At 56.3% G+C, this 21,465-nt stretch carries 22 protein-coding genes; 16 read left to right on the top strand and 6 right to left on the bottom strand.

The window, feature by feature from the left end; translation table 11 throughout:
• Nucleotides 1-6: 6 nt before the first annotated feature.
• From GFR01_RS02490 to GFR01_RS02475, 4 genes are all read left to right on the top strand, one after another.
• The gene (locus GFR01_RS02490; RefSeq protein WP_099181137.1) at nt 7-732 is read left to right on the top strand and encodes a hypothetical protein; all 726 of its coding nucleotides are present in this window, start codon (nt 7-9) and stop codon (nt 730-732) included.
• Between the two features lie 13 nt (nt 733-745).
• A complete protein-coding gene (locus tag GFR01_RS02485) occupies nt 746-1,774 on the top strand; it encodes a tail fiber domain-containing protein (RefSeq protein ID WP_167384187.1) in 1,029 nt (342 codons plus the stop codon).
• 12 nt (nt 1,775-1,786) lie between these two features.
• Nucleotides 1,787-3,082, top strand: a complete 1,296-nt coding sequence (locus GFR01_RS02480; protein ID WP_099181135.1) for a CotH kinase family protein — start codon at nt 1,787-1,789, stop codon at nt 3,080-3,082.
• A gap of 64 nt (nt 3,083-3,146) precedes the next feature.
• A complete protein-coding gene (locus tag GFR01_RS02475; protein WP_099181134.1) occupies nt 3,147-3,584 on the top strand; it encodes a hypothetical protein in 438 nt (145 codons plus the stop codon).
• A gap of 5 nt (nt 3,585-3,589) precedes the next feature.
• Here GFR01_RS02475 and GFR01_RS15500 read toward each other — a convergent pair whose 3' ends face one another.
• Nucleotides 3,590-3,913 (bottom strand): hypothetical protein, encoded by a 324-nt coding sequence (locus tag GFR01_RS15500; protein WP_145994544.1) that lies wholly within the window; start codon nt 3,911-3,913, stop codon nt 3,590-3,592.
• A gap of 50 nt (nt 3,914-3,963) precedes the next feature.
• On the opposite strand from GFR01_RS15500, the gene GFR01_RS02465 reads away from it, so the two are divergent.
• The 12 genes from GFR01_RS02465 to GFR01_RS02410 all read left to right on the top strand — a co-directional run bounded on the left by GFR01_RS02465 (nt 3,964) and on the right by GFR01_RS02410 (nt 15,985).
• Nucleotides 3,964-4,602, top strand: coding sequence for a hypothetical protein (locus GFR01_RS02465; RefSeq protein ID WP_099181132.1), 639 nt, complete (start codon nt 3,964-3,966; stop codon nt 4,600-4,602).
• A gap of 9 nt (nt 4,603-4,611) precedes the next feature.
• Nucleotides 4,612-9,318 carry a phage tail length tape measure family protein gene (locus GFR01_RS02460; protein ID WP_099181131.1) on the top strand — a complete coding sequence of 1,569 codons (4,707 nt, stop codon included), beginning with the start codon at nt 4,612-4,614 and terminating at the stop codon, nt 9,316-9,318.
• Complete coding sequence (locus tag GFR01_RS02455; RefSeq protein ID WP_099181130.1) at nt 9,315-10,934, top strand: hypothetical protein; 1,620 nt, start codon at nt 9,315-9,317, stop codon at nt 10,932-10,934. Before GFR01_RS02460 ends, GFR01_RS02455 begins: the two co-directional genes overlap by 4 nt.
• Before the next feature lie 412 nt (nt 10,935-11,346).
• The gene (locus tag GFR01_RS15880) at nt 11,347-11,685 is read left to right on the top strand and encodes a hypothetical protein (protein ID WP_244902117.1); all 339 of its coding nucleotides are present in this window, start codon (nt 11,347-11,349) and stop codon (nt 11,683-11,685) included.
• Between the two features lies 1 nt (nt 11,686).
• The gene (locus GFR01_RS02445; protein ID WP_099181129.1) at nt 11,687-12,796 is read left to right on the top strand and encodes a hypothetical protein; all 1,110 of its coding nucleotides are present in this window, start codon (nt 11,687-11,689) and stop codon (nt 12,794-12,796) included.
• A gap of 1 nt (nt 12,797) precedes the next feature.
• A complete protein-coding gene (locus tag GFR01_RS02440) occupies nt 12,798-13,454 on the top strand; it encodes a hypothetical protein (RefSeq protein ID WP_099181128.1) in 657 nt (218 codons plus the stop codon).
• Nucleotides 13,455-13,521: 67 nt separating this feature from the next.
• Nucleotides 13,522-13,851 carry a hypothetical protein gene (locus GFR01_RS02435; RefSeq protein WP_010504934.1) on the top strand — a complete coding sequence of 110 codons (330 nt, stop codon included), beginning with the start codon at nt 13,522-13,524 and terminating at the stop codon, nt 13,849-13,851.
• A 51-nt stretch (nt 13,852-13,902) separates the two neighbouring features.
• Nucleotides 13,903-14,475 (top strand): hypothetical protein, encoded by a 573-nt coding sequence (locus GFR01_RS02430; RefSeq protein ID WP_145994543.1) that lies wholly within the window; start codon nt 13,903-13,905, stop codon nt 14,473-14,475.
• A 76-nt stretch (nt 14,476-14,551) separates the two neighbouring features.
• On the top strand, nt 14,552-15,055 hold the full coding sequence (locus GFR01_RS02425; protein WP_099181125.1) for a lysozyme: 504 nt from the start codon (nt 14,552-14,554) through the stop codon (nt 15,053-15,055).
• Nucleotides 15,042-15,368: a hypothetical protein gene (locus GFR01_RS02420; RefSeq protein WP_099181124.1), complete on the top strand. Its 327-nt coding sequence runs from the start codon at nt 15,042-15,044 to the stop codon at nt 15,366-15,368. The genes GFR01_RS02425 and GFR01_RS02420 overlap by 14 nt, the downstream gene beginning before the upstream one ends.
• Nucleotides 15,369-15,500: 132 nt before the next feature.
• Complete coding sequence (locus GFR01_RS02415) at nt 15,501-15,758, top strand: hypothetical protein (protein WP_145994542.1); 258 nt, start codon at nt 15,501-15,503, stop codon at nt 15,756-15,758.
• Nucleotides 15,755-15,985, top strand: a complete 231-nt coding sequence (locus GFR01_RS02410) for a hypothetical protein (RefSeq protein ID WP_099181122.1) — start codon at nt 15,755-15,757, stop codon at nt 15,983-15,985. Before GFR01_RS02415 ends, GFR01_RS02410 begins: the two co-directional genes overlap by 4 nt.
• Before the next feature lie 216 nt (nt 15,986-16,201).
• On the opposite strand, the gene GFR01_RS02400 is transcribed toward GFR01_RS02410, so the two are convergent.
• From GFR01_RS02400 to GFR01_RS02380, 5 genes are all read right to left on the bottom strand, one after another.
• Nucleotides 16,202-16,579: a hypothetical protein gene (locus tag GFR01_RS02400; protein ID WP_099181120.1), complete on the bottom strand. Its 378-nt coding sequence runs from the start codon at nt 16,577-16,579 to the stop codon at nt 16,202-16,204.
• A gap of 283 nt (nt 16,580-16,862) precedes the next feature.
• Nucleotides 16,863-17,648 carry a hypothetical protein gene (locus GFR01_RS02395; protein WP_099181119.1) on the bottom strand — a complete coding sequence of 262 codons (786 nt, stop codon included), beginning with the start codon at nt 17,646-17,648 and terminating at the stop codon, nt 16,863-16,865.
• A 92-nt stretch (nt 17,649-17,740) separates the two neighbouring features.
• A complete protein-coding gene (locus GFR01_RS02390) occupies nt 17,741-18,553 on the bottom strand; it encodes a mechanosensitive ion channel family protein (protein ID WP_099181118.1) in 813 nt (270 codons plus the stop codon).
• A 129-nt stretch (nt 18,554-18,682) separates the two neighbouring features.
• A complete protein-coding gene (locus GFR01_RS02385; RefSeq protein ID WP_099181117.1) occupies nt 18,683-20,803 on the bottom strand; it encodes a TonB-dependent receptor in 2,121 nt (706 codons plus the stop codon).
• Between the two features lie 83 nt (nt 20,804-20,886).
• Nucleotides 20,887-21,312, bottom strand: a complete 426-nt coding sequence (locus tag GFR01_RS02380) for a DUF2946 family protein (protein WP_244902116.1) — start codon at nt 21,310-21,312, stop codon at nt 20,887-20,889.
• Nucleotides 21,313-21,465 lie beyond the last annotated feature (153 nt).

Below are 21,465 nucleotides of genomic sequence, written 5' to 3'. Positions count from 1 at the left end.
GACAACATGGCAACAACCAATCAACCAGGGCAGCCGATTTCCGGCCTCCCGTTTGCGGACAGCGTGTCTTCTACGGACGCGCTCCTGGGAATCGTCACCAAAGCCGGCGGAACAGGTGCCAATCAGGTCACAATCCTTGTTCTTGCGCAGGCCATCAGTGCGGCAATCGGTCTGGATGATGCTGTAGAGGCTGCGGAAACGGCTGCTGCCAGTGCGGCTGCCAAAGCTGAAGCGGCCGGGACTGCGTCCTCGGACACCGTAAATTCCTTCCGTGGCAAAGCGGGCGGCCTGGCAGCGCTGGATGCTCTGGGGCAGTTGTCCCTGACAGACGGCAAATCTCTGGTCGCGGCGCTGAAGGTTCTGCCGGCCACACAGACCACGCCAGCCCGTCTGGCGACAGTCATTCCGCTGGATGGGGCAACGCAGTTTCAGACGGGCGACACCGTCGCCACGCTGGCAGACCTGTTGACGGCCGTGTCCGGACTGGATGGTAGCCGGGTCTATATCGACCAGGACGGCTTTGTGCGTCCTGTTCCGTCCGATGCGCAGATCCTGCCGTCCGATCTGGTGGCTGATGGAAGCCGATACGTCGCGCCAGCTGAGTACCAGGCTGGGACGAAATCCTTGCCGGCTGGCCTCTCCCTGAACGCGGACGATGAAACCGTCATGACGGATGGCAGCCAGTTTTTTGCTGGTACCTGGGCGAACGGCCCGCTGCTCTCACCCCTTTAATACTGGAAGACTCATGTCTCTTTCTGATGGAAACCCGACAACCTTTGGCAAGGTTGGAGCAGATACTTTCGTGCGCGGTGACGCCTCTGCCCTGACCGTGCTGGATCCAGGCAGCGCTACACCAGCAGCTGGCATTCGTCTGGATGCGCTTGCCGGTCAGACCCGACAGGCCGCAAGTGATGCGTCTGCTGCCAAGACATCTGCATCTGAAGCTGTTGCTGCAGTAAAGTCAGCCGGAACGGACGTCGATACCAAGCTGGGGAATTATCTGCTGAAGAGCGCTGTCGGCACGAATGGTGGGGTCGTCGGCATCGATGACGGTGGCGGCATTCTGCTCAACTCCGTTTCGGGAGCCATTACCTATATTAATGCTGGAAAGCCCGGAGGATCCGACCAGACCGCCATTCAGTTTTATAGCGGCTCCAATGAGGGGACAGCGGCTACGCTGACTGCCTGGGGTGGAACAGGCAATATGGACGGGAATCTGGCCGTGGGAGGGTCTACGCTGCACCCACAGACCAATAACGTCACCAGCCTGGGAACATCCAACAACGCCTGGTCAGGCGTCGTAACCCAGACAGCGCCGCAGGTTGTTTCGGACGCAAACGACAAGACTATCATCGGCACCCTGGGCGACAGTGGTTATACGGACATCACAGCAAAGCTTCGGGCCGCCTGGGCTGCCATCAGCGGCGTTGTGTATACTCTCAAAAACGGTGCATCTGATCGTCGCCACATTGGCGTCATTGCTCAGGTTGTGCAGGCTGCCTTCACCGCGCAGGGGCTTGATCCTGCGGAATACGGTCTCTGGTGTTCAGAGCCACGGACGCAGATCGTGACGGCGAAAAATGAAGATGGGTCCACGACCACGACTGTCCAGCCCGTGTACGAAGCAGACGGAAAAACGCAGGCGACCCAGCAGACGCTTCGCTATGAAGAACTGCTGTCTCTGGGCCTGTTCTGTGAACGTCTGGAACGGTCTGACCTGACGGCCAGGATTGCTGCCCTGGAAGCCAAGGCCGCTTCTCCGGCTGCGGCATAAGGAAACCGCATCATGGGGGACAACCCAACCTCTGTGGACAAGGCGATCTGGGGTCTGCGGGCCTCAGAAACGTTTCTGCGTCTACCATTGCCGGACAGGTTCGTTATTGCCGCGCCGTCAGCTCCGACAGACAGTGACGGGGTAAACTGCACGTTTGCCATTCTGGCCGGTGATGCCGTTCTGTATTCCAACGATAGCGGGAAATGCACAGTCGGCCTCCAGGGGCAGACCAGTGCAGGCGCGTCCAAGAAGAACCTCAAGATCAAGGTCAAGAACGCCAACAAGGACAAGGTTGCCATTCAGTTTGGAGCGTGGGCCGAAAGCACGTCCATCACGCTCAAGGCCTATGGGTCTATTCCGGGCAATCCCACGGCCTTTGATCGCTCCATGGTCCGTGAGGCGGTCAGTCTGGAAATCTGGCGACAGATCCGGCGCGACACTCCGTCGGATCCGGGTCAGCTCACGCCGTGGTACGCACGGCTGAATGCGACGACCACGCTCTTCCAGTCGCCTCTGTGCTCGTGTGACTGTTGGCCGGTCAACGTCTACCTTCAGACGCCCTCTGATCCGCAGCCAGTGTTTTATGGCTGCTATATGCTGCGATCGGATAACAGCAATCAGACCTATCTGATTGACGACCAGAATCCATCTCACTATCTGCTCCAGCCGCAACACGGCTCGGATGCGATCTGGACGGACAAGGGCCAGTTAAACACGTCTGTCTGGGAATTCTCGTCTCCGGCCAAGCCTGACACATCCGTGCCAGGACGCCTGATCGACTGGTTTGCATCCTGTCTTCAGGATCCGGGAAAATGGCTGCTGTATCGTGACTATCTCAATCTGGCGTCCTGGCTGGACTACATCATTCATATTGAGGTGGTGGGGAGTTTCGACAGCACGCTGAATAACGTCATCCTGAAATCGTACACAGGCACGCAGACGTCCGGATTATGGGAAATTGATTCCTACGATCTGGATGAAAGCCTGGGTGTGAAGTGGAATGAGCCAAATGGTGCTGCGCCAGGCACCACGGGCTGGGCCAGTGATGGGGCAACGGTTTTCAAGCAGATGCGTGATCAGTTTCAGGATCAGATCCGTGCCCGTTACGCCTACTTGCGACGGTCAGGGACATTGTCCGGCACCACTTTCCGGTCGGTTCTGCAAAACTATGCGCGTTTTCGAGCTGACGATCTGGCAGCCGACTGGGCGCTCTACGGGACAAACCCCATCGCGTCCTATCCCTATCTGACGCACTGGTACGACGGCCGCCTGGCGTGGCTCGATACACAATGGGGCTACTCAGCCTGACGTGACATCCGCCGCCCTCCGAGGCGGTTTTTTTATACCCTCAATTCAAACGGAAAAAATTAACATGGCAAAGCTGTCAGCCTTCTCGCGCGATCGTAACCGTGTCTCCCAGGGCGAAGAAATCGAAGTCGGACCTGAAGGCAACACGTTCTTCATCACAACGCGCGGCTTTACGCCTGCCTATCGTGACACGCTGTATGCGCTGCGTCTGGCAGAAGCACGTGACCTGAACCGCTCTGTTCGGGCTGGCGCGGGCTTTTACGCGCCTGACACGCTGCCGCCGTCCAACGAAGATCTGTGCCAGGGCAAGGCGCTGGCGCAGGAATGTGTGCTGGGCGTCAAGGGACTGGAAGGTGACGACGGACAGGACCTGACGGTGGATGCGTTCCGCGACATGCTGTCCAGCGGGGAGTATCCGGCCCTTATCACGTTGTCCCTCATGGCGGCTGGTCGTGTCGGGTCCGACCGTGAAGAACAGGCCAAGGCCTCCGAGGGAAACTGATTGCCTCACTCCAGTGGGAACTGGAGTGGGGCCAGTTCACGGGAGAGAACGAAATTCCAGAGATCCGTGAAGCGGCTCTGGAGCACCGTATTCTCCCGGATCCCTGGAATGAGGTACCCTGGCGCGCCTGGCACGATCTCCAGCACGACCGTCCCTGGATTACCGACGGTCTGGGTGCAGGCATGGGGGCGATCCGGATTATTTCCCGTCCCCAACCCATCGGCTGGGTGGCCGTGGATCGGTGGTGTGATGCCAACGGTGTCACGGCGGATGAACGCCCGCTTGTGTTCCGCCTGGTGCGGGCTCTGGACATCGTGTTCCTCACGCATCGGAACACTCAGATCACGCAGGATCTCCAGAACGCTCTGAGGAAGTAACTATGGCGTCTCCACGCAGTGTTGCCCGGAATATCCGTCTGTTCCGGGATCAGGCGCTGTCACCGGCAGCCCAATCGGCCTATCTGGCACGGGTTGCTATCAATGCCCGTGACACGGCCGTAAGGCGCGGTGATGCGCCTCCGCACTGGACCACGAACGTGGATGGGCGTCAGGGTGCGCCGGAAAGCTCTGTCCGGCCTGACGGGTTCATTCTCTACAAGTTCAACGTGATGGGTCTGGCGGCCAAGGCTGCGCTCCAGCTTTGCAAGGAGCGTTCCCCTGTCCGGTCCGGGCGGTATCGGGACAGCTGGGTGGTCGTGGTCGAGGGCAAGCCCTGGACAGACGACGTGGCTGACGTGCCGGAGGGCAAAGAAGTGATGATTGTTAATCCTCAGCCTTACGCTCGCAAGATCGACACTGGCGCCATGAAAATGAGCGTTCCGCCCGGAATTGTCGAAGCTGTGCGCCAATCCATTCAGCGAAAATTCCCGACCGTGAACGCGGCCCGTGCCTTTGTCACGGTGCCCTCCGGATTGCTGGACAATGCGCCTTACATCCTACGACGCAATGGGCGCGCCAAAGACCGAACAGCCGGAAAAGCGATCACCTATCCGGCTTTGATACTCACCCGAAGAACCTGAGGTTTCGTCATGGCGACAGTTGAGCAGATCGAAGTTTCCTACCGTGGACAGATCGCCTCAGCTGCGCAGGCTGATGCGGATGCCCTGGACAAGGTTGCGGACGGTCTGGACCGGGTCGGTGAATCGGTTGAGGTCACGGATACGAAAATTGGCCGTTCGACTAAGACTGCTCGGGAAAACGTTAATTCTCTTGATGCTGTTACCAAATCTGCAAATGCGCTTGCGAAAACCCAGAAAGAGTTGGCGACAGTTGAGCAGACTCTGACAGATGGCGTCCGAAAAGGTGAAATCACCAGAGAAGAAGCCTCACGCGCTTTGGATGGTCAGACCGCGAAAGTTAATAAAGCTGCGGCTGCCCATGACAAAGCTGTTCAATCCTTTAAGGGTGCCGGCGATGCGCTCCAGGACACGACCGATAAGGCCAAACTGTCCGGCTATCAGTTCGGCATCGTTGCGGATGAAGCGCATAAATTTTTCGACCAGGTGATGTCTGGCGGCTCTGCCATGAAGGCCGCCTTCTATCAGGTGCCGAATATCGTCCAGACCATGGGCGGCCTTGGCAGCGCCGTGAAGGTTGTTGGCGGATTTCTGTCCGGTCCAGGCGGTCTTGCTGTTGCGGCGGCTGCGGGGGCTGCTGCCCTCTACAAGGTCGGCTCTGCGGCCGAAGCCGAACAGGAACAGCTGGCGACGCTGTCGCAGCATCTTCGGGCAACCCGTGATGATTACACCGCCATGGCCTCATCAGCCGAGGCAGCAGCACGCCAGCTGTCGTCCAGTAGTGGCCTTTCCCTCGATGATAGCCGTTCCGTCACCACGACCTTTGCAGCCGTGCCCACGGTCGATGGCTCCAGCCTCCGGGCTTTGTCAGCCGAGGCGCGGGATCTGGCCGAAGTCATGGGCGAGACCGTGCCAGAAGCCGCCAAGACCATGGCGGATGCGTATGCGGATCCGGCCAAAGCGGCCCAGGACTTTGCCGACAAGGGTTTGCTGGGGGTTCATCAGAGTTTGGTCAGCCAGATCGAAGATCTGCAAAACTCTGGCAACCGCCTTCAGGCCTGGCAGCTGCTCATGCAACAGGTCGGAACAGCAACACGTGGAGCTTCGGAACAGGGCCTGACGCCTTTCCAGCAGGCTTTGCATGACCTGCGGGACGACTGGGCCGCTCCGATTGCCGGTGCAAAAAGCCTGGCTGACGCCATCGGGGATGGCATTGTCGCGGGCGCTACGAAGGGTATCAATGCCCTTGCCTCACTCGGAACGTCCCTTCAGTCCGCCAAGAAGTGGATGGACAGCTTCCAGCCTGCGCATGTGGCTTATGAGGCGCAGCAGGCGACACTGCAAAGCGGATCGTCTTCGGGGATTTCCGGCCTGATTGACAGTGTTGGCTCTCAGATCGGGGCCAGCTCTGACGTCCTCTCCCTGGCACACCGGATCCAGCCCGTGGAAAGTGCCACGGGTCAATACAAAAACGGTCAGGTGGTCACGTCGTCTGCCGGTGCCATTGGCGCCATGCAGGTGATGCCGTCCAATGCTGATGGGAATGACCTGACGGACCCAACCGGCAACGTGACGGCCGCTGAACGGCTCCTGATCCGGCTCTATTCCAAGTATGACGGAAATCAGCAGCTTGTAGCCATGGCCTATAACTGGGGCGAAGGAAATGTTGATTCCTACCTGAAGGGCTCAAAGTCTGTTCCGCAGTCTGTCCAGGATTATGCGGACAAGGTCACGGGTGGCCAGGTCTATGGTGCCACGACTGTGGCAAGCATGCAGGGGCGTGTGGACGATGCCCTGAAGACTTCGGACGGTTATACAGCGTCCCAGGTGCAGGATCAGACCAACGCCATCAAGCAGCTCACATCTGCCCAAGCCGCGCTGGATGACCTGCACAAGGCGGGCAAGGTGACGGATGCTGACTATGCGGCGTCCACTCAGGATCTGACCAATCGTCTGCTGACCCACAAGGGCGCGCTGAACGAGCTCCGGGATCCGCTTCAGGAGCTGGCGCATCAGCAGGAACAGGCCACGGATGCTGCCTGGGCTGGAACGGCTGCGCAAAAAGCCATGGTCCAGGTGGATCAGCAGGTCGAGGACGCTGCCCGCAAGATGGGTCAGGCGCATGCCTCTACGGCTGACATTCTGGTGGCTGAAGCACGGGAACAGCAGATCCTGACGGGCGAGTTCAATGCCTCGATCGATACCATGACCCGCAAGACGACTGCCCAGGAAGCGCTTTTGTCTTCCTATGATGGCAGCAAGGGCAGCCTGGACCAGTATCTGCGGTCCGTGGAAGCATCCGAAACGGTCCAGAACACGTCTATTTCAGGAACAAAAGAGCAGGCACGTCAGCAGGCGGTCCTAACGGATGCTCTCGACAAAGCAGCGTCTGCGCAGGCAGATCTGACGACAGCCCGCAAGGCGTATGGTCAGTCCCTCGATCTGGATTACATCAAGGCGGAAACGGCGTCTCTGGGTCAAAACTCGGATGCCGTTTCGGTTCAGATGGCGGTTCTGAAAGAGCGCAACAGCCTTCTGGAGAATGGTGCCGATCTCACGTCCAAGGCCAGCCAGACTGACCTGACGAACGTGGCAGCAATCCAGTCGGCCACGAACGCCTATCAGAAACAGCAGGATGCCCTGAGTGAACTGACCAGTGATATTTCCTCAGCAGCGGACACGCTGTCGGGTGACTTCACGCAGGCCTTCGTCAATGCCTCCAATGGCGGGGTGACGTTCAAGTCTGCCATGCAGGGCGTGGAAAGCCAGCTGGTCTCCATGATCGCCAAGCTGACGCTGATCAATCCACTTCTGAGTGCCATCGATGGCAAAAGCCGGACAACCATCGGAGATATTTCCTCGATCCTTTCGGGATCCGGGTCATCCTCTGGGGTGTCTGCAACCAACGCGATCAGCACCTATTCCGGGGGCTGGGGATGGAATCCTGTTAGTTCCGGATCATCGGTTTCCAGCAGTCTTGGCGGCACCTCCTGGCTGTCCTCCGGACTGAAAACCAATCTGTTCGGGACGGCGACGGTGGGGAACCTTCTAGGCGGCATCGGTGGCGGCTTTGGCCTGGGCTCGGCGCTGTCCTCAATCGGGGGTGGTACGAACGGGACGCTGGGTAGTGGTATCGGCTCTGGTCTCGGCGCTCTGGCCGGCTCCTTCATACCAGGCGTCGGAACGCTGATTGGTGGTCTGGTGGGTGGTGGTCTGGGTGGCCTTCTTGGTGGCCTCTTCGGGCACAAGAAGAACCCCTACACGATCGACCAGGTGCAGACGATCGATGGTCAGCTGTCTCTGGGCCAGACCTGGAACCAGGCCCAGACGGACACGATCACGGAGCAGCTGAAGACAGATATCTCGTCGATCAATAGCGTTTTGTCCTCGACCGGGGCTGATATTGGGGGTGGCTATCTGGGCACGGTGCGGGATGATAAAAACAACAAGAACGCAGCGCTCCGGTCCGTCTCCCTGACGGACCTGCTGAAAAGCTCCACGCTGACCAGCTCTGACGCCACGTTCAATCAGGCGCTGTCTCAGGGCATGCCCTCGGACATCACGGACGTTTCCACCTACACGGCGGCGATCCAGAGCCTGAAGACCATGGCGGATACGGTCGATCAGCTGGGCGTCTCGGTCTCGAAATTCAATTCGGACGGTACCGTCACGATCCAGAATTTCACGCAGCAGACCGGGGATCTGAAGACGGCCCTGGATACGGCGCTGGACGGACAGACGATGTCCACGTCCGATCTCCAGACGCAGATCTCCACGATCAGCACGTTCGTCAACACGACGATGCCCAGCCTGCTGTCTGCCACGGTTTCCGGCCAGCAGTCCTGGGTGGACCAGATGGCGACGCTGAAACAGACCTATGACGCTGCGGCGTCGCAGGCCTCGGCTTACGGGCTCGATGGGTCTGCCCTGACATCCAAATATCAGACGCTTTACGATCAGGGTTATGCAAACAACATGACCACGCTCAATCAGTCTGATGCGGGTGTCCGGGCGCGTTACATGACGGCGACAGGAGATGATGAAGGGGCAGCGCTCCTGAATTTTGACACCAGTGCCGATCAGCAGCGCCAGTCCCTGAAAGATACCTGGCAGTCCTTCCTGGGCGATTCCTATGCGTCCCAGCAGGCCTATGTGGATCAGTCGGCCGATCTGGAAAAGACGCTGGCAGCTGAACGCCTCCAGATCCAGCAGCAGTACAACGGCACGTCCGTGGCACAGCTGAAGGAATACCAGGAACAGGCGCAGCAGTCTGTCACGTCGGTGTTTTCCAGCCTGACGGATTATGCGCGGGGGCTGAATACGTCCGACGCATCGCCACTGTCTGCCCAGGCGCAGTACCAGAGCGCCAATGACAACCTGATGAGCGATTATCAGGCAGCCATGGGCGGGGATTATGATGCCCTGTCGCGGATCCAGTCTGATGCCAGCACCTTCCTGTCCACGTCCAAGACCTGGCAGGGTTCTGGCACCGGATACAGCACGGATTTCACGCAGGTCACGAATATCCTGAAAGCCCTGGGGCAGTCAGACAGTGACAAGATCACGGCCTCTCTGGTCCAGAAGCTGTCGCAACAGACCAACGACCTTCTGAAAGGCATGACCGACCAAATGGCCGAGCTGGTGAAAGTTGCCACGGCAACACAGAAGACAACCCAGCTTCAGGCTGTCACCGACGCCACACGGCCGAGGGCGGCATGAGGTTTCGCACGGTTGATATGGAAATCGTTCTGCCGGCCGTCACGCAGCCGGCAGCGGTTCCAGGGTGGGGCAATGTTCCATGGGGGGCTCTGACGCAATATCCGGATAATCCGGAATCAGTCGAAACCCTGCGGTTCTCGGATGCGGGCTATGTGACGGAAACGCATATCCCCTATCCGCCCTATGTTACCCAGGCGCTGGATCTGTCACGGTCCCTGACCCTGTCAGCCGATGCCCTGGGCGGGTCGTTCTCAATCGGGATCCTGACGCTGGCCAATCCGGACGGCGTTCTGGACGGTCTGCTGCAAAGCCGTGTGAATGACCATCTTCCCGTTACGCTCCGGGAAGGTGTGCGGCTTTGGGATGGCACCCGACAGATCTGGACGGATCCGGCGTCCGCCTCTCTGCGTCCCGTTTTCGCGGGTCTGGGAAAGAACTGGCAGCCGGGTCTGAACAGCGTGTCCATCACGCTGCTCGATGCCACCTACTGGCTGGACGGGACCGTTCCCGTCTCGATCTATGGGGGCACAGGGCGACTTGATGGAGACAGCAATGTGGTCGGCCGGGATGTGCCGCGCCTGCGGGGCACGGTCTGCAATGTCACGCCTGTTCTGATCGACAGCAGCAACTACGTCTATCAGCTGTCAGACGGGCCCGCCGATATTACAGCCCTGTATGAAGGCGGCTATGCCGGCATCGCCTATGGCGGGGCTGTCACCGATATTTACGCCACGTCTCCGGATCCGGGCACCTATACGGTTCTGTCCAGCAGTGCGGGCACCTGGATCCGGCTGGGCACCAAACCCGTCTATGGAATCACCGTCGATGCGGTGGGGCATTTCCGATCGGGCGCGGCTCCTGTCAACGTCCTGGACGTGCTGCGACAGTTCCTGATTGAAGACATGGTCATGCCAGCCGCTTACATCGATGCCGCCTGGACTGCCACGTCCAGCCTGGTGCCGTATGCGGGCGGGTGGTTCTGGGACGGGTCCAGCAGTGTGACAGGTCTCCAGGCGGTCAGCACGATGCTGTCTGGCCTGGGCCTGTCCATGGTTCCAACCCGGACGGGTACCTTGCGGCCGATCCGTTTGCAGGATCCAGCAGATGCCGGCGATCCGGTCCTGACCCTGACCACGGACGTCATCAGCGCGATTTCGCCCGTGGCTCTGGACAGCTCTCTGGATCCGCCCACCTGGCGCTGGCGCATCGGATGGCAGCATAATTTCACGGTCCAGACCTCCGGATCCGGTCTGCATCCGCAGGCCTCGGCGGATCGTCAGTCCCTGATTGCCGAAAGCGACCGGGGTGCTGTCTGGTTTGATACCACTGTGAAAGCAGCATGGCGGGTTCCGAATGATCCGGCATTGATCTCCACGGCACTCGCCAATCAGGCTGATGCGCAGGCCATAGCCAACTGGCATGGTGCGGTCTGGGGAAAGCGCCGGCATCTCTGGGCGGTGGATGTGCCGCAATCCGTGGCTCTGGCCGTGGATCTCGGGGATCCGGTGTCGCTTCAGGCTCCGGTGCCAGGCGCGAAATCCGCCATTCCGGGAATTGTTGTGAGTGAACACGTCACCAGCTCCAGCAACACGACAACCCTCACCATACTGGTCTGAGTTATGCAGAACTGCGGCATCGGCTGGCAAAACCTTGTCCTGGGCGCGGCGATCACAGCCAGTTCCGAGGTCTCGGCATTGCCGGCCACCAACCTCCAGAACCAGCACGGGGCGGCCAGCCTCGGCTGGCGTAGTCCCTCTACCGCCTCGATCAGTGCGAAATTCACCTTCAGTGCCACGGCAACTATCCGGGCGGTCAGCCTGCACCGGACCAATCTGTCTGCGGCGGCCACATGGGAAATCCATCTTTGGCAAGGCAGCACGCAGGTATTTACCTGGTCTGGCCCGTGTCAGGTCTCAGGCGGTCAGTGCATTTACGTTTTACCATCGGTTCAGTCCGGCAATATTCTGACGATCACTTTGAAAGACCCGACCAATCCCGCTGGCCTATGCCGGGCCACTTTGGCAGCCCGTGCGGAACTATTCCACGGAAAGCACCGAAAGCCTGACGGTGGGACAGCAGAGCACCACGACGCTGTCTGGTGGCGAGTTCGTGGATGCGCGGTATGTCCAGCGTGGCCTGTCGATCGCGCATCAGTCCTACGGCGATGCGGACGCTGTTGTCTTGCGCCAGATCCAGCATATGGCGGCCACCGGACAGAACATTCTGTTCGTGCCGGACCCGTCTGCCAGTTCGGCAGCATTGGCCCAGACCTCCCTGTTCGGGAGGCTTTCAGGGGGCGATCTTTCAAATCCGTTCGGGCCGGCCGATCGGCATGCCCAGACCCTTACACTGACGGAAAGGCTTTAACGTGGCGGCTCCGCTTCTTCTTGATCTGGTTCTGGAGACGGCCACCAATCCGGGCACGGCCTCGTTCGTGCTGAATGGTGCCGTCCAGGACCGACGCTCTTTTGCCTCAGCTGCTCCGGGTGGCGGGCAGGTGTTCTATTTTGCCGATGACGGTACCCAGGCAGAATGGGGTGTGGGTGTCCTGACAGTCGGGACACCGAATACTCTCAGTCGTCAGACCATCACCGGCACCACACAGAACACGGCGCAGGCGCTCAATTTCACCGGGACAGTCCGGGTCTATTCCTGGGTGCCGGCATTTTACACGCCTGTGCTCGATGGCAATGGATCTCTGGTGCTCCGGGGCGATCTCTCGGCGCAGAATGGAACACTGCAGACGCTGACGGTGACAACCACCTGCACCGTGCCGCGTGTCACAGACTGGGGATCGCAACAGGCTGCACCGGCGGTCGATGTCCAGAACCGTTTCGTTAACAGAGATGTAAGTGGCGGGAATTTTCCCGTTCTCAATTTGCAGCTGGTGAATGCCGCAACCGAAGACAATGCCTCGGCTTACGTCCAGCTTGTGACCAGCTGGGGCGCGCTGGCAATTCCATCCAATGCAAACGTGGACAGTAAGATCCGTGGTTATGCCCAGCCGATCGGCAACTATGCGCAGTCGCAGGCCCTGACAGACACGACGGCCTATCTGCAAAGCCAGATCAACGGCAAACAGCCCACTGGTAATTATGTCACGACGCAGCCGACAACCTCCGGATCCAGCGGGGATCTGAAGATTAACGCGGTCAACTTTAGCAACAGTGCCTCCGCGCCGTATTTGAGCGGATACAAGCCTGACGGATCTCTGACCAGCTACGTTCTGGCCCAGCTCTCTGACCTGCCCATGGACCGATCTGAAAAGATTGTCCGGATGACAGTTATCGGCGCCAAGTCCCTGACACGGATCAACTTCAGTTCCGGGTTCTCCGGGACGCCTCAGGTTATCGCTCAAAATCGCAACGGCAGCGACATGAACTGTCATGCATCTTCTGCGGATTCGGGTGGATTTACGCTCTGGATCAACGGCGGCGGTGCCACCGATATCGATGTTATTGCAGCGGGACCAAGATAAGATGACCACAGCATTAGATGCTATCAAATCCGCGTATCCGGATCGCTATTATGCGAGCACGGACGGATCTGTCGTCACGGGCGTCCTGGACGTCTGGGGCGGCACCACAAACAACCCGCAGGCACAAATCAACGTGCTAGCGTTACCCGCTGTCTCTGATTTGGTTGTCCTGACAGAAGATCAGTTTGCAGAGTCGGTCGGGGCTACGAACATTCCGGTGTCAGGGGGTGCTCTGGTCTATGCCAGCCGTTATGCCGCGCAGTTCGACCATACGGCCGCGCAACCTACGGGCGTGACGGGATGGTACGATCTCTGGACTCTCGGCTCTCACAAGAATTTGCCGGGGCTCGATGACCTCCTGCTGCTGTCTGGTGCTGACTGGCAGGCTCTGGGCGGGGATTATGCCTACAAGGGCGACAAGGGCGTTCAGGATGGGAAGCTGGTGGATTACACGCCGCCGCCTGTTCCTGTGCCGCTGCCTGACCAGGCAAAATCCGAACAGGCCTGGATCCAGTACCAGGTCAACCTGGCCGCCGCGATGGGTGAAGCCTTTACGGATCCGATGAAGGCCTATGTGAAGGCGATCGCTGCCATCGCGGATGGCACGGACACGACCAGCACGGCACTGCCGGCGCGGCCTGATCCGATCATGGCCTGATCTCTGTCCCTTCTTTTCTGACGTTCTCTGACAGCTGCCTACGGGCGGCTTTTTTTATGGAAAAACCATGCCTGACGCTCAAAGACCTGAAGACCTTCTTGCCTCTCTTCAGGCTGAAATCCGTGTCCTCCAGGACCGTGCTCTGAAGCTCGAAACATTTGCCGACGGCCTGAATGACAAGCACGACACGCTGCGTAGTGAAGTCAGGTCTGAAATTGCATCTCTTCGAAACCAGATCGCAAGCCTGGAGACGAAAATGGAAACTGCGAACAAGCAGATCAACAGCAAGCTGGACCGACTGTTCGGGGCTCGCTCTGTAGTTACGGCCATCATTACACTCGCCACCTCGATCCTCGGATCTGGCGTTGTTCACATGGTGGTGTCGATTGGAAAGTAAATATTAACGATCTTTATCGTATATTGTCGTCTTTCAAGGGAGTTTAGAGTTATGAGAACCCATCTTTTCAGAAATTCTTTGCTTGCACTATTGGCAATGCCGCTTTCTGCATGTGCAGTCCACCAGCCTGAAATAACCCTTCAAAGCATCGTCGCGTTCCATGCTTCAGAACACAATCTTGTCCAGAAGGCAGGCCAAGTATTCTCTTCCGGCACGGAGAATATCCCACTTTCAAAAAATGGGTCTAGCCAGCAAAATATTTCCTCACCACCAAGCTATATTCGTATCTGTGATGTTGATCGCCATAGCTGTCAGAATGGCATTCTCTCTTACAAAGTGAATGCGTATGTAGCAGGGCACACTGCAAACGATTTTGAGGTTGTAGGAGAGGTCATCTCGACCATTAGCGCCTCCTACACCATGAATAATTTCAGTGGTTCTCCATGGTTCTCTGCTGCGATCGACAAAGAGGCAGCCCCCCTTCCTTTCAAGGAATACAAGGTGCCATTCCACCAGACAATCAAGCTCGGCGAAACAGTTAAGCTAGATGGTCTGGATGGAGGCTATGTAACTTTCGCTCTTCAAAATCAGCCTGTTTACTACCACGGCGCTCGCGTGCACTAAGGCGCAAACTCAATACCTCGCAAACAAAACTGTTTCGAAGCCGCCCCACCGGGCGGCTTTTTTTATGGAAAATCCCATGAATGAAACTGCCGTCGTGATGGCCACGACGCTCTTAAGGCTGCCCGGTTTCGAAGGATTCCGGTCGAAGCCCTATGTCTGCCCTGCCGGGTACTGGACCATCGGTTACGGCAGTCGCTGGCTGAAAGACGGCAAGCCCGTCACGGCTAAGACACCACCCATCAGTGAGGCGGATGCTACCAGCCTGTTGCTACAGTCTGTCACAGCTCTGGACGTCGCTCTGTCCCGCCTGGTCAGGGTTCCTCTTTCGGACGTCCAGCGGGCCGCTCTTCTGTCCTGGCAGTACAACGTCGGAACGCCGGCCGTGGCAAGCTCTACGCTGCTGCGCAAACTCAATGCCGCCTGTTACGTCGGTGCGGCTAATGAACTGACACGCTGGAACAAGGCCACCGTGAAAGGGCACCTGGTCGAACTGGCTGGCCTGACCACACGTCGCGCCTTTGAACGGGATGTGTTCCTGGGCAAGCAGACAGTCATGGGAGTAGGCCGTGCAGCTGTCTGACCTTCTCGGCTTCCTCCCGCCTCAAGTCCTGCTCTGGGGCGGCATCTTTCTTGTTCTGACGTCGATGCTACTGAATGTCTGCGGCTTCCTGCGTTCCAGACTTGCCCCACCGGACCCCGGATCGATCTGGGTCAGGCCCTATCAGCTTCTGAGCTTTCTGGCCTTCGAGCAGAAATATGCCGCGGCCATGTACAAGATCGGGCTCACGGCCGTCATGACGACACGGGCTGAAGCGCCGCTTTTGAAAAAGGCAGGCACGGACAGTGGCGTGCCAATCCTGGACAGCAAGGGCAAGCCCAAAGCGCCTACCTGACTGAACCCGTCCGTCGGACCAGGTTCGATCATCCTCATTCCTCAGATCTCCGAAGGAGGCAGCAATCCTGCTGTCAGACCGTCGGATGCAACGCTGCCCGTCGAGGCAGCTTTTTTTATGGAAGAAACAGTTATGGCTTTCAATTCTGTCACGGCTCTTCAGGGTCTCGTAAACCAGTCTCTGGGCAAGGCTGACACGCCTACGGTGCAGCAGGGCATCAGCGTCGGTGGCCTCGTGCTTCAGGGGGTTCTGGCCGCGTCCATGTCCAAGCTGGCTGAGCATGTCGATATCACGGCGTTCGATGCTGCTCTGACCAAGACACTGGAAGGTGCCACGGATCTGGAGCGCGTTATCGCTGCTGGTCCCGTCACTCAGGCGCCAGCTCAGTGAATACTGCCAATCTGGCGATTGTCGGCGTCATGGCCCTTTTGGCTGTGGCGTCGGCCCTCGGGCTGTATCGAGCCGGAGGCAAATCGCAGAAGGCCGATACGGCTGATCAGGACGTCAAAGACGCAGCGTCTCAGGTGACGCAGCTGCAAGCCATGGAACAGCGCGGTGCAGATGCTCCGCAGACCGTGGATGAGCTTCTGGATGCCTTGGATAAGGGGAAAGCGTGATGCGGGCCGTTCTATTGTGCCTGGTGCTGGCTGGGTGTGCGCAATCGCACATCAAGGTGGTGTGCCCTGCCCTTCATCCCTGGATGGCTGATTTCCAGAAGGAAATGGCAGCCGAGATCCGCACACACAGGCAGGACTGTCCTGCCTTAATTCAAAGCGCGATCCAAATGTCTCGCATCCATAAAGTCTGCAATATTCAATAGATAAGAAAATTTATTATTCCGGAATAAATAGATGCGTTCCTGCACACAAAGTCGCCCATCCATCAAACTTTGTATGCATGTATATATCAAAATACTTATTTTCATCACTAGAATTTTCGTCGACTTTTTCCCATGGGAAATCTGAAAATATTCTATCAAAAACTACATCAGGATCATCTTTAGAAAAAATAGCGACATTTTTTTTCAAATCGTATTCAATAATTCTGTTTTCTTTTATTGCAAAACAGAAAAATTCTTTAAATAAATTAAACTTCTCTTTTAACGAAAGTTCATCATGATCACTAAGACCAAGCGACCACCAAATTCCTATGGGGTTATTTCCATTCACACCAATCATGAATTCGTCAAAGTCTTCCTTGTAGTTCTTCATTTTACATTTCCTAGAATAAACTTTTCCATAGCTACTGCTTTACGGATAGTGCCCGCGATCCCAAAAATAGGTTTGACACAACGTCGATTCGCGCGTGGACTTTCCGTTGTGGGAATTTGATGGTTTGACGTGATAAGCTACTGTTTTGAATAGATTTATCTAGTTGCGTCGGGTCCACCACCAATCTCAAAAATCGCTGTTGCCCAAAGTTTTCATGCATTTCCTAAAATACATTTTTTCTCACTGAAAAAGCTGGTGCTGCGTTCACCCCAAATTCAATATATCATTCGGAATAAAATCCAATGTATTTTGGCGGATACATTATATTTAAATCATGTCTCCCTGGATAATAAAGAATAGTCGTATTTAATTTAGCCTTTTCCAGAACAGAATTTCCGTCATCTCCGTACATTAGAGAAAAATCTTTATGAAAATTATAAATATTCTCCTCTCTATCTTTATAAATTCCGTAAACACGGAGAAATCTCTGATTGTTTTGTCGTTTTATAGCGCTTGTTGTGATCCATCCTTGTGTCGCACAACCTAGCCGCATCAACTTCGCCTCTCTACGAAGCTGAAAAAATGACTGCAAGAAAACATAACAACTAGAAACAATTATCAAGCCCAATAATAAGGACGAGATATTCATAAGAGAATTTTCATTTTCTCTATTTTTATCCATAGGTACATTGCGATTGTAATTATCTTTTAAATAGTAAATTTTTATATTTCTACCATACATTCTCGAGCAATTTATATTGTTATAAGACGTTTTATTTTTGTCTATAAATACTCTTTCTTTGTTAAAGAAAGAGTATTCTACCATACAATTCCATCCGTGTCGCTCTTTTACAAGGTAGGATTTGTCAATATGAGCGATGGCGACAAGACCATGAACCTCAAATTTATGAATGTTATTCAAAATAACTGCAGAGATAATTAATATTGGTAAAACACCAAAAAATCCTAAAACCCCAAATATCCACACCCATTGTTTTATGAAAATTGGCAGCCTGTATATATCTCGTGGTGCGGGATTGTTCAGCTCATTTGGCAATTTCCATTCCATAGCAATTATTTCCAAATTTTATGATATTTATTTTTAGTATTAGAATAAATAATTACCGTGCCCAGACGATATCCCAGGCACGGCACAAAACATCAGGCCGCAGTACGGGCGGTAACACCCAGACGGAAACCTTCTTTTTTCAGCGCCTGAATGGACGCTTCGGAATACTTGGCAACCAGCGGCGTCACATTGCCCGGTGCGCACCAGAAGCCCAGCGTTACGGCAATATTGGCCGGGCGTGGTAGAAATGAAACGGATGGAGCCGGCGCCTTGAGAACCAGCGCATCATTCTCAAACAGGTCCAGGAGCAGAGCGCGAGCCTTGTCGATATCGTCATTATAATCAATCAGCAGGCTGACTGATGCGAGCAGTCGCTCAGACTGGGAACTATTGATGACCACATTGTTCGAGAGCGTCCCGTTTGGTACGTAAACAATGTCGTTCGTGGAATCCTGCAGCACTGTCCGGAACATCTCGATCGAGACAACCGTTCCCGTATTGCCCGCGGCCGTAATGGAATCCCCGACCTTGAACGGACGGAACAGCAGAATCAGCACGCCACCCGCAAAGTTGGCAAGGCTGCCCTGAAGCGCCATGCCGACTGCCAGACCAGCCGCACCAAGAACAGCGACGAAAGACGTCGTTGCAATGCCAACCATGGATGCAACGCTGATCAGCAGAAGTGCCTTCAGCAGCAGCCCGACAACACTGAGCAGAAAGCCCCGGAGGGTTGGCTCGATATTGCTGGCAGCCATCATGCGGCCCATGCCACGCGTAATCATGTTGATGATGGACCAGCCCACCAGCAGCACAATAATCGCCAGCACGAGTTGCCCGACATAACTTAGAAGCGTGGGGAGCCAGCCATAAAACTGACCCCACAATGTATTGACGTGATTTTCCATGAACCCCTCTGTTGTCCGTTCAGTTGGCACCACTGTGCCGACAGATGAACCACAGGTTAATGGGCTTGCATGACCAGCTTCAAGTCTGCCCCGGAAAACCCAACAGTTCCCCAGGTCATAAAAGGACTGTCAGAAAGACGCCGTCAGACTCAGATTAAAAGAGCGCCCCAGCCCTAATAGTGGACCAAGATACCCCGTGGACTGGTAATCCCCGAGCGACATCCCGCCCAAGGGCAGGTAATATTTCTGATCCAGAACGTTATCGATGCTGCCATCCAACGTGAAATACCGCCAGTGATAGCTTCCACCCAAGCCGAGCAACGCATAACCCGGCGTGCGCGGTTCCTGACGCAGTCGATCCACGCTTTCCTTGGATTTAACGAGCGTCACATCCACGTGCACACTCCAGTTCTGGAACGTTTCACGCAGCGTTATCACGCCATTCGTCGGCATCTGATGATAGAGGCCCGCGTGAGACACCAAATCCTGCCCGCGGACCCAGTTCAGATTGGCTTGTATCTCACCCTGACCATACGTCTGACTGTTCCATAGTCTCGCAAACATCGAGCTGTTGATGCCATAGCTCTGGGCATTGTGATTGGCGAACTGGAGCATGGACAGCCCATTCGAGAGCGTTCCGATCTTCACGACGTTTATGTAGTGATGAGTATAGGTGTAGTACGGTTGAACCTTGATTTCCCAGCGATGCCCATGCGGATCATGCAGCGTAACCGTCGTACTGACCGTATTGGCGATTTCAGGCGTCAGATTGAGGTTCCCAACATAGCCGTTCCCGTCCCCAAACCAGCCGATCATCGTTGTGGCCATCGTACCCCGCCCCCAGGCATAGCGTTCATACAAATTGGGAGAGCGGGTTTTGCGCGCGTAACCGCCTTCAATGGTCAGACTATCGAGGGCCTGCCATCGTCCGGTTGCCGTGACGTCGAAATTGGTATCCGTCCGCCCACGGGACGCCGCATTGAAAGCCTTGGCTGCAGCAGCATCCGCCATGCTCATCATGCTGGTCCAGGAATAGGGAGCGACCGGTCCGGTGTTCATCAGGACCAGATCGTTTCGCAATCCGAGCTCCGTGGAGAAACGAGGCGCCCACCGGGCTTTCCATTCTATGTAATGGCCCAGCCGGTCGCGATGCCCGTTATTCACATTATGGAACGTGTCCGGCCCCATCATCGTGCTGTTCAGCAATGGCGGCCACCAGTCATTCAGGCCGTTGTGGTCGAATGAACTGCCAATTCCGAGCGTATGTCTCGGCCCCAGAGGGATCGTGGCCTTGATGGAATAGCCCGCTGTCCGAGTGTCCGTATTCATCGGCATCCCGGTCGAGGCCGTATGCCCTCCCTTGTCGGAGAGCATGTTCATCGCGTGATCAACACGCTGCCAGAAGCCACGTGCCTCAAGCGTTCCCCAGTTGAAATCGCCCGTATATTTTCCGTTCACGAACGTGGAGCGATTGTTCGTCATGTCCATGTACTGGTTCGGGAAACCTTCATACGGGATGTCCTGCTGCCCGACCGTTAAAGCCAGCAGATGGTTTTCCTTACGAACTCCTAACGTGACAGCATGATTGAAGCTCAGATAGTTCGTTGAGAGAACCCGTTGCCCACCGCCCGCATGATAGTCGCTCGCGTGACTATAAGAGCCGGTGTAACGCAGACTAAGCCAGTCGTTGGCGACTGTTACTGACCCGGACGCTCCAGAGCCGCCACCATTACTGCGATACTCTCCTTTCGCGTGCCCGGTCACGAGGATTTTCGAACTTTTTGAAAAGATCGGGTCCTTGCGATTGACCTCAATCGTGCCGCCGGTGCTGTCCCCGCCCTGACTGACCGACGTGATGCCAGCGATGGCCACAGCGGAAGACACCATATCCGGATCAATATAGGACATGGCCGGGTTCATGTGATTGGGGCATGCCGCCTGCATGCGCATCCCGTCCACAAATGTCGCCACCCGGTCATCGGCCATACCATTGAGCACAGGAAGCGCCGAAACGCCGCCGGCAGAGTAGGCACTAAATCCAAGACTACGCTTGAACAGGCTTGTCACATCCGGGTCCGTGGTTGTGGTGCGTCGCACACCATTGACCGTGATAAACTCTGTGGAAGGAGACTTCTGGGTCTGTGCGTTATCCGTATCGTCCGCAAAAGCCGGATTCAGAGAGAAAACAAGCGCGCAACCACAGAGCAACAGTGCCGGACGTGACACACGCCGGACATTGAGAAAAAACATGATCCATAACCTTCGATGAAACACAGACAGCCGCTCGCGCGCATCCCCTTTTCAGGACGCAGGCGACCGGCAGAGACGTGATTTCAGGCGAAGAATGGCGGCCCTGTTGCTGGGGGCAGACAGGCCACCCGCCCGACCGGCGGTGCACGAACCGCCTGTGCCAGATATCGCCAGCGGGCCCAGCGGATCATGGTGAGCAGGAAAAGGGCCGCTGCCAGAAGAACAACAGCGGGAAGATGCAGCAACGGGCATAGCGGACAGGCCGCATCATGATGGTGATGCGGTCCCGAGTGATGCATCATCCCGTGCATCCCGGCATTCCCCATCGACATCATTGCAGCATGGGAAGTGGATGCAGGATCATTCGGCCCGATCTGCAATCCGGTCAAACGCTCAAAGGTGGCACGAGGGGTTTCGTCAGAAAGCGCCTGACTCTGAAGTGCAAGTTGCCCAAACAGTCCCAGCAGAACGCAGATTACCAACAGCCAACGACGTATCGTGGCTGACAAATTCCGACCTCCAGTGATTTGCCCTGAAACCAGCGTCTGCGACCTTGCTCAAATCTTCAGGCGCAGAAAAGATCACTCACTCTCTGTTGTAAATAGACTTAAAACGCCTCCAGGAAAGAAATAAACCCCGGATAGGTATCAAGTAATCAAACG

The organism is Gluconobacter frateurii, from assembly GCF_002723955.1.
Lineage (GTDB): Bacteria > Pseudomonadota > Alphaproteobacteria > Acetobacterales > Acetobacteraceae > Gluconobacter > Gluconobacter frateurii.
Note: the sequence above shows the minus strand (reverse complement) of the source record. Positions and strands in the feature narration are given on the sequence as shown.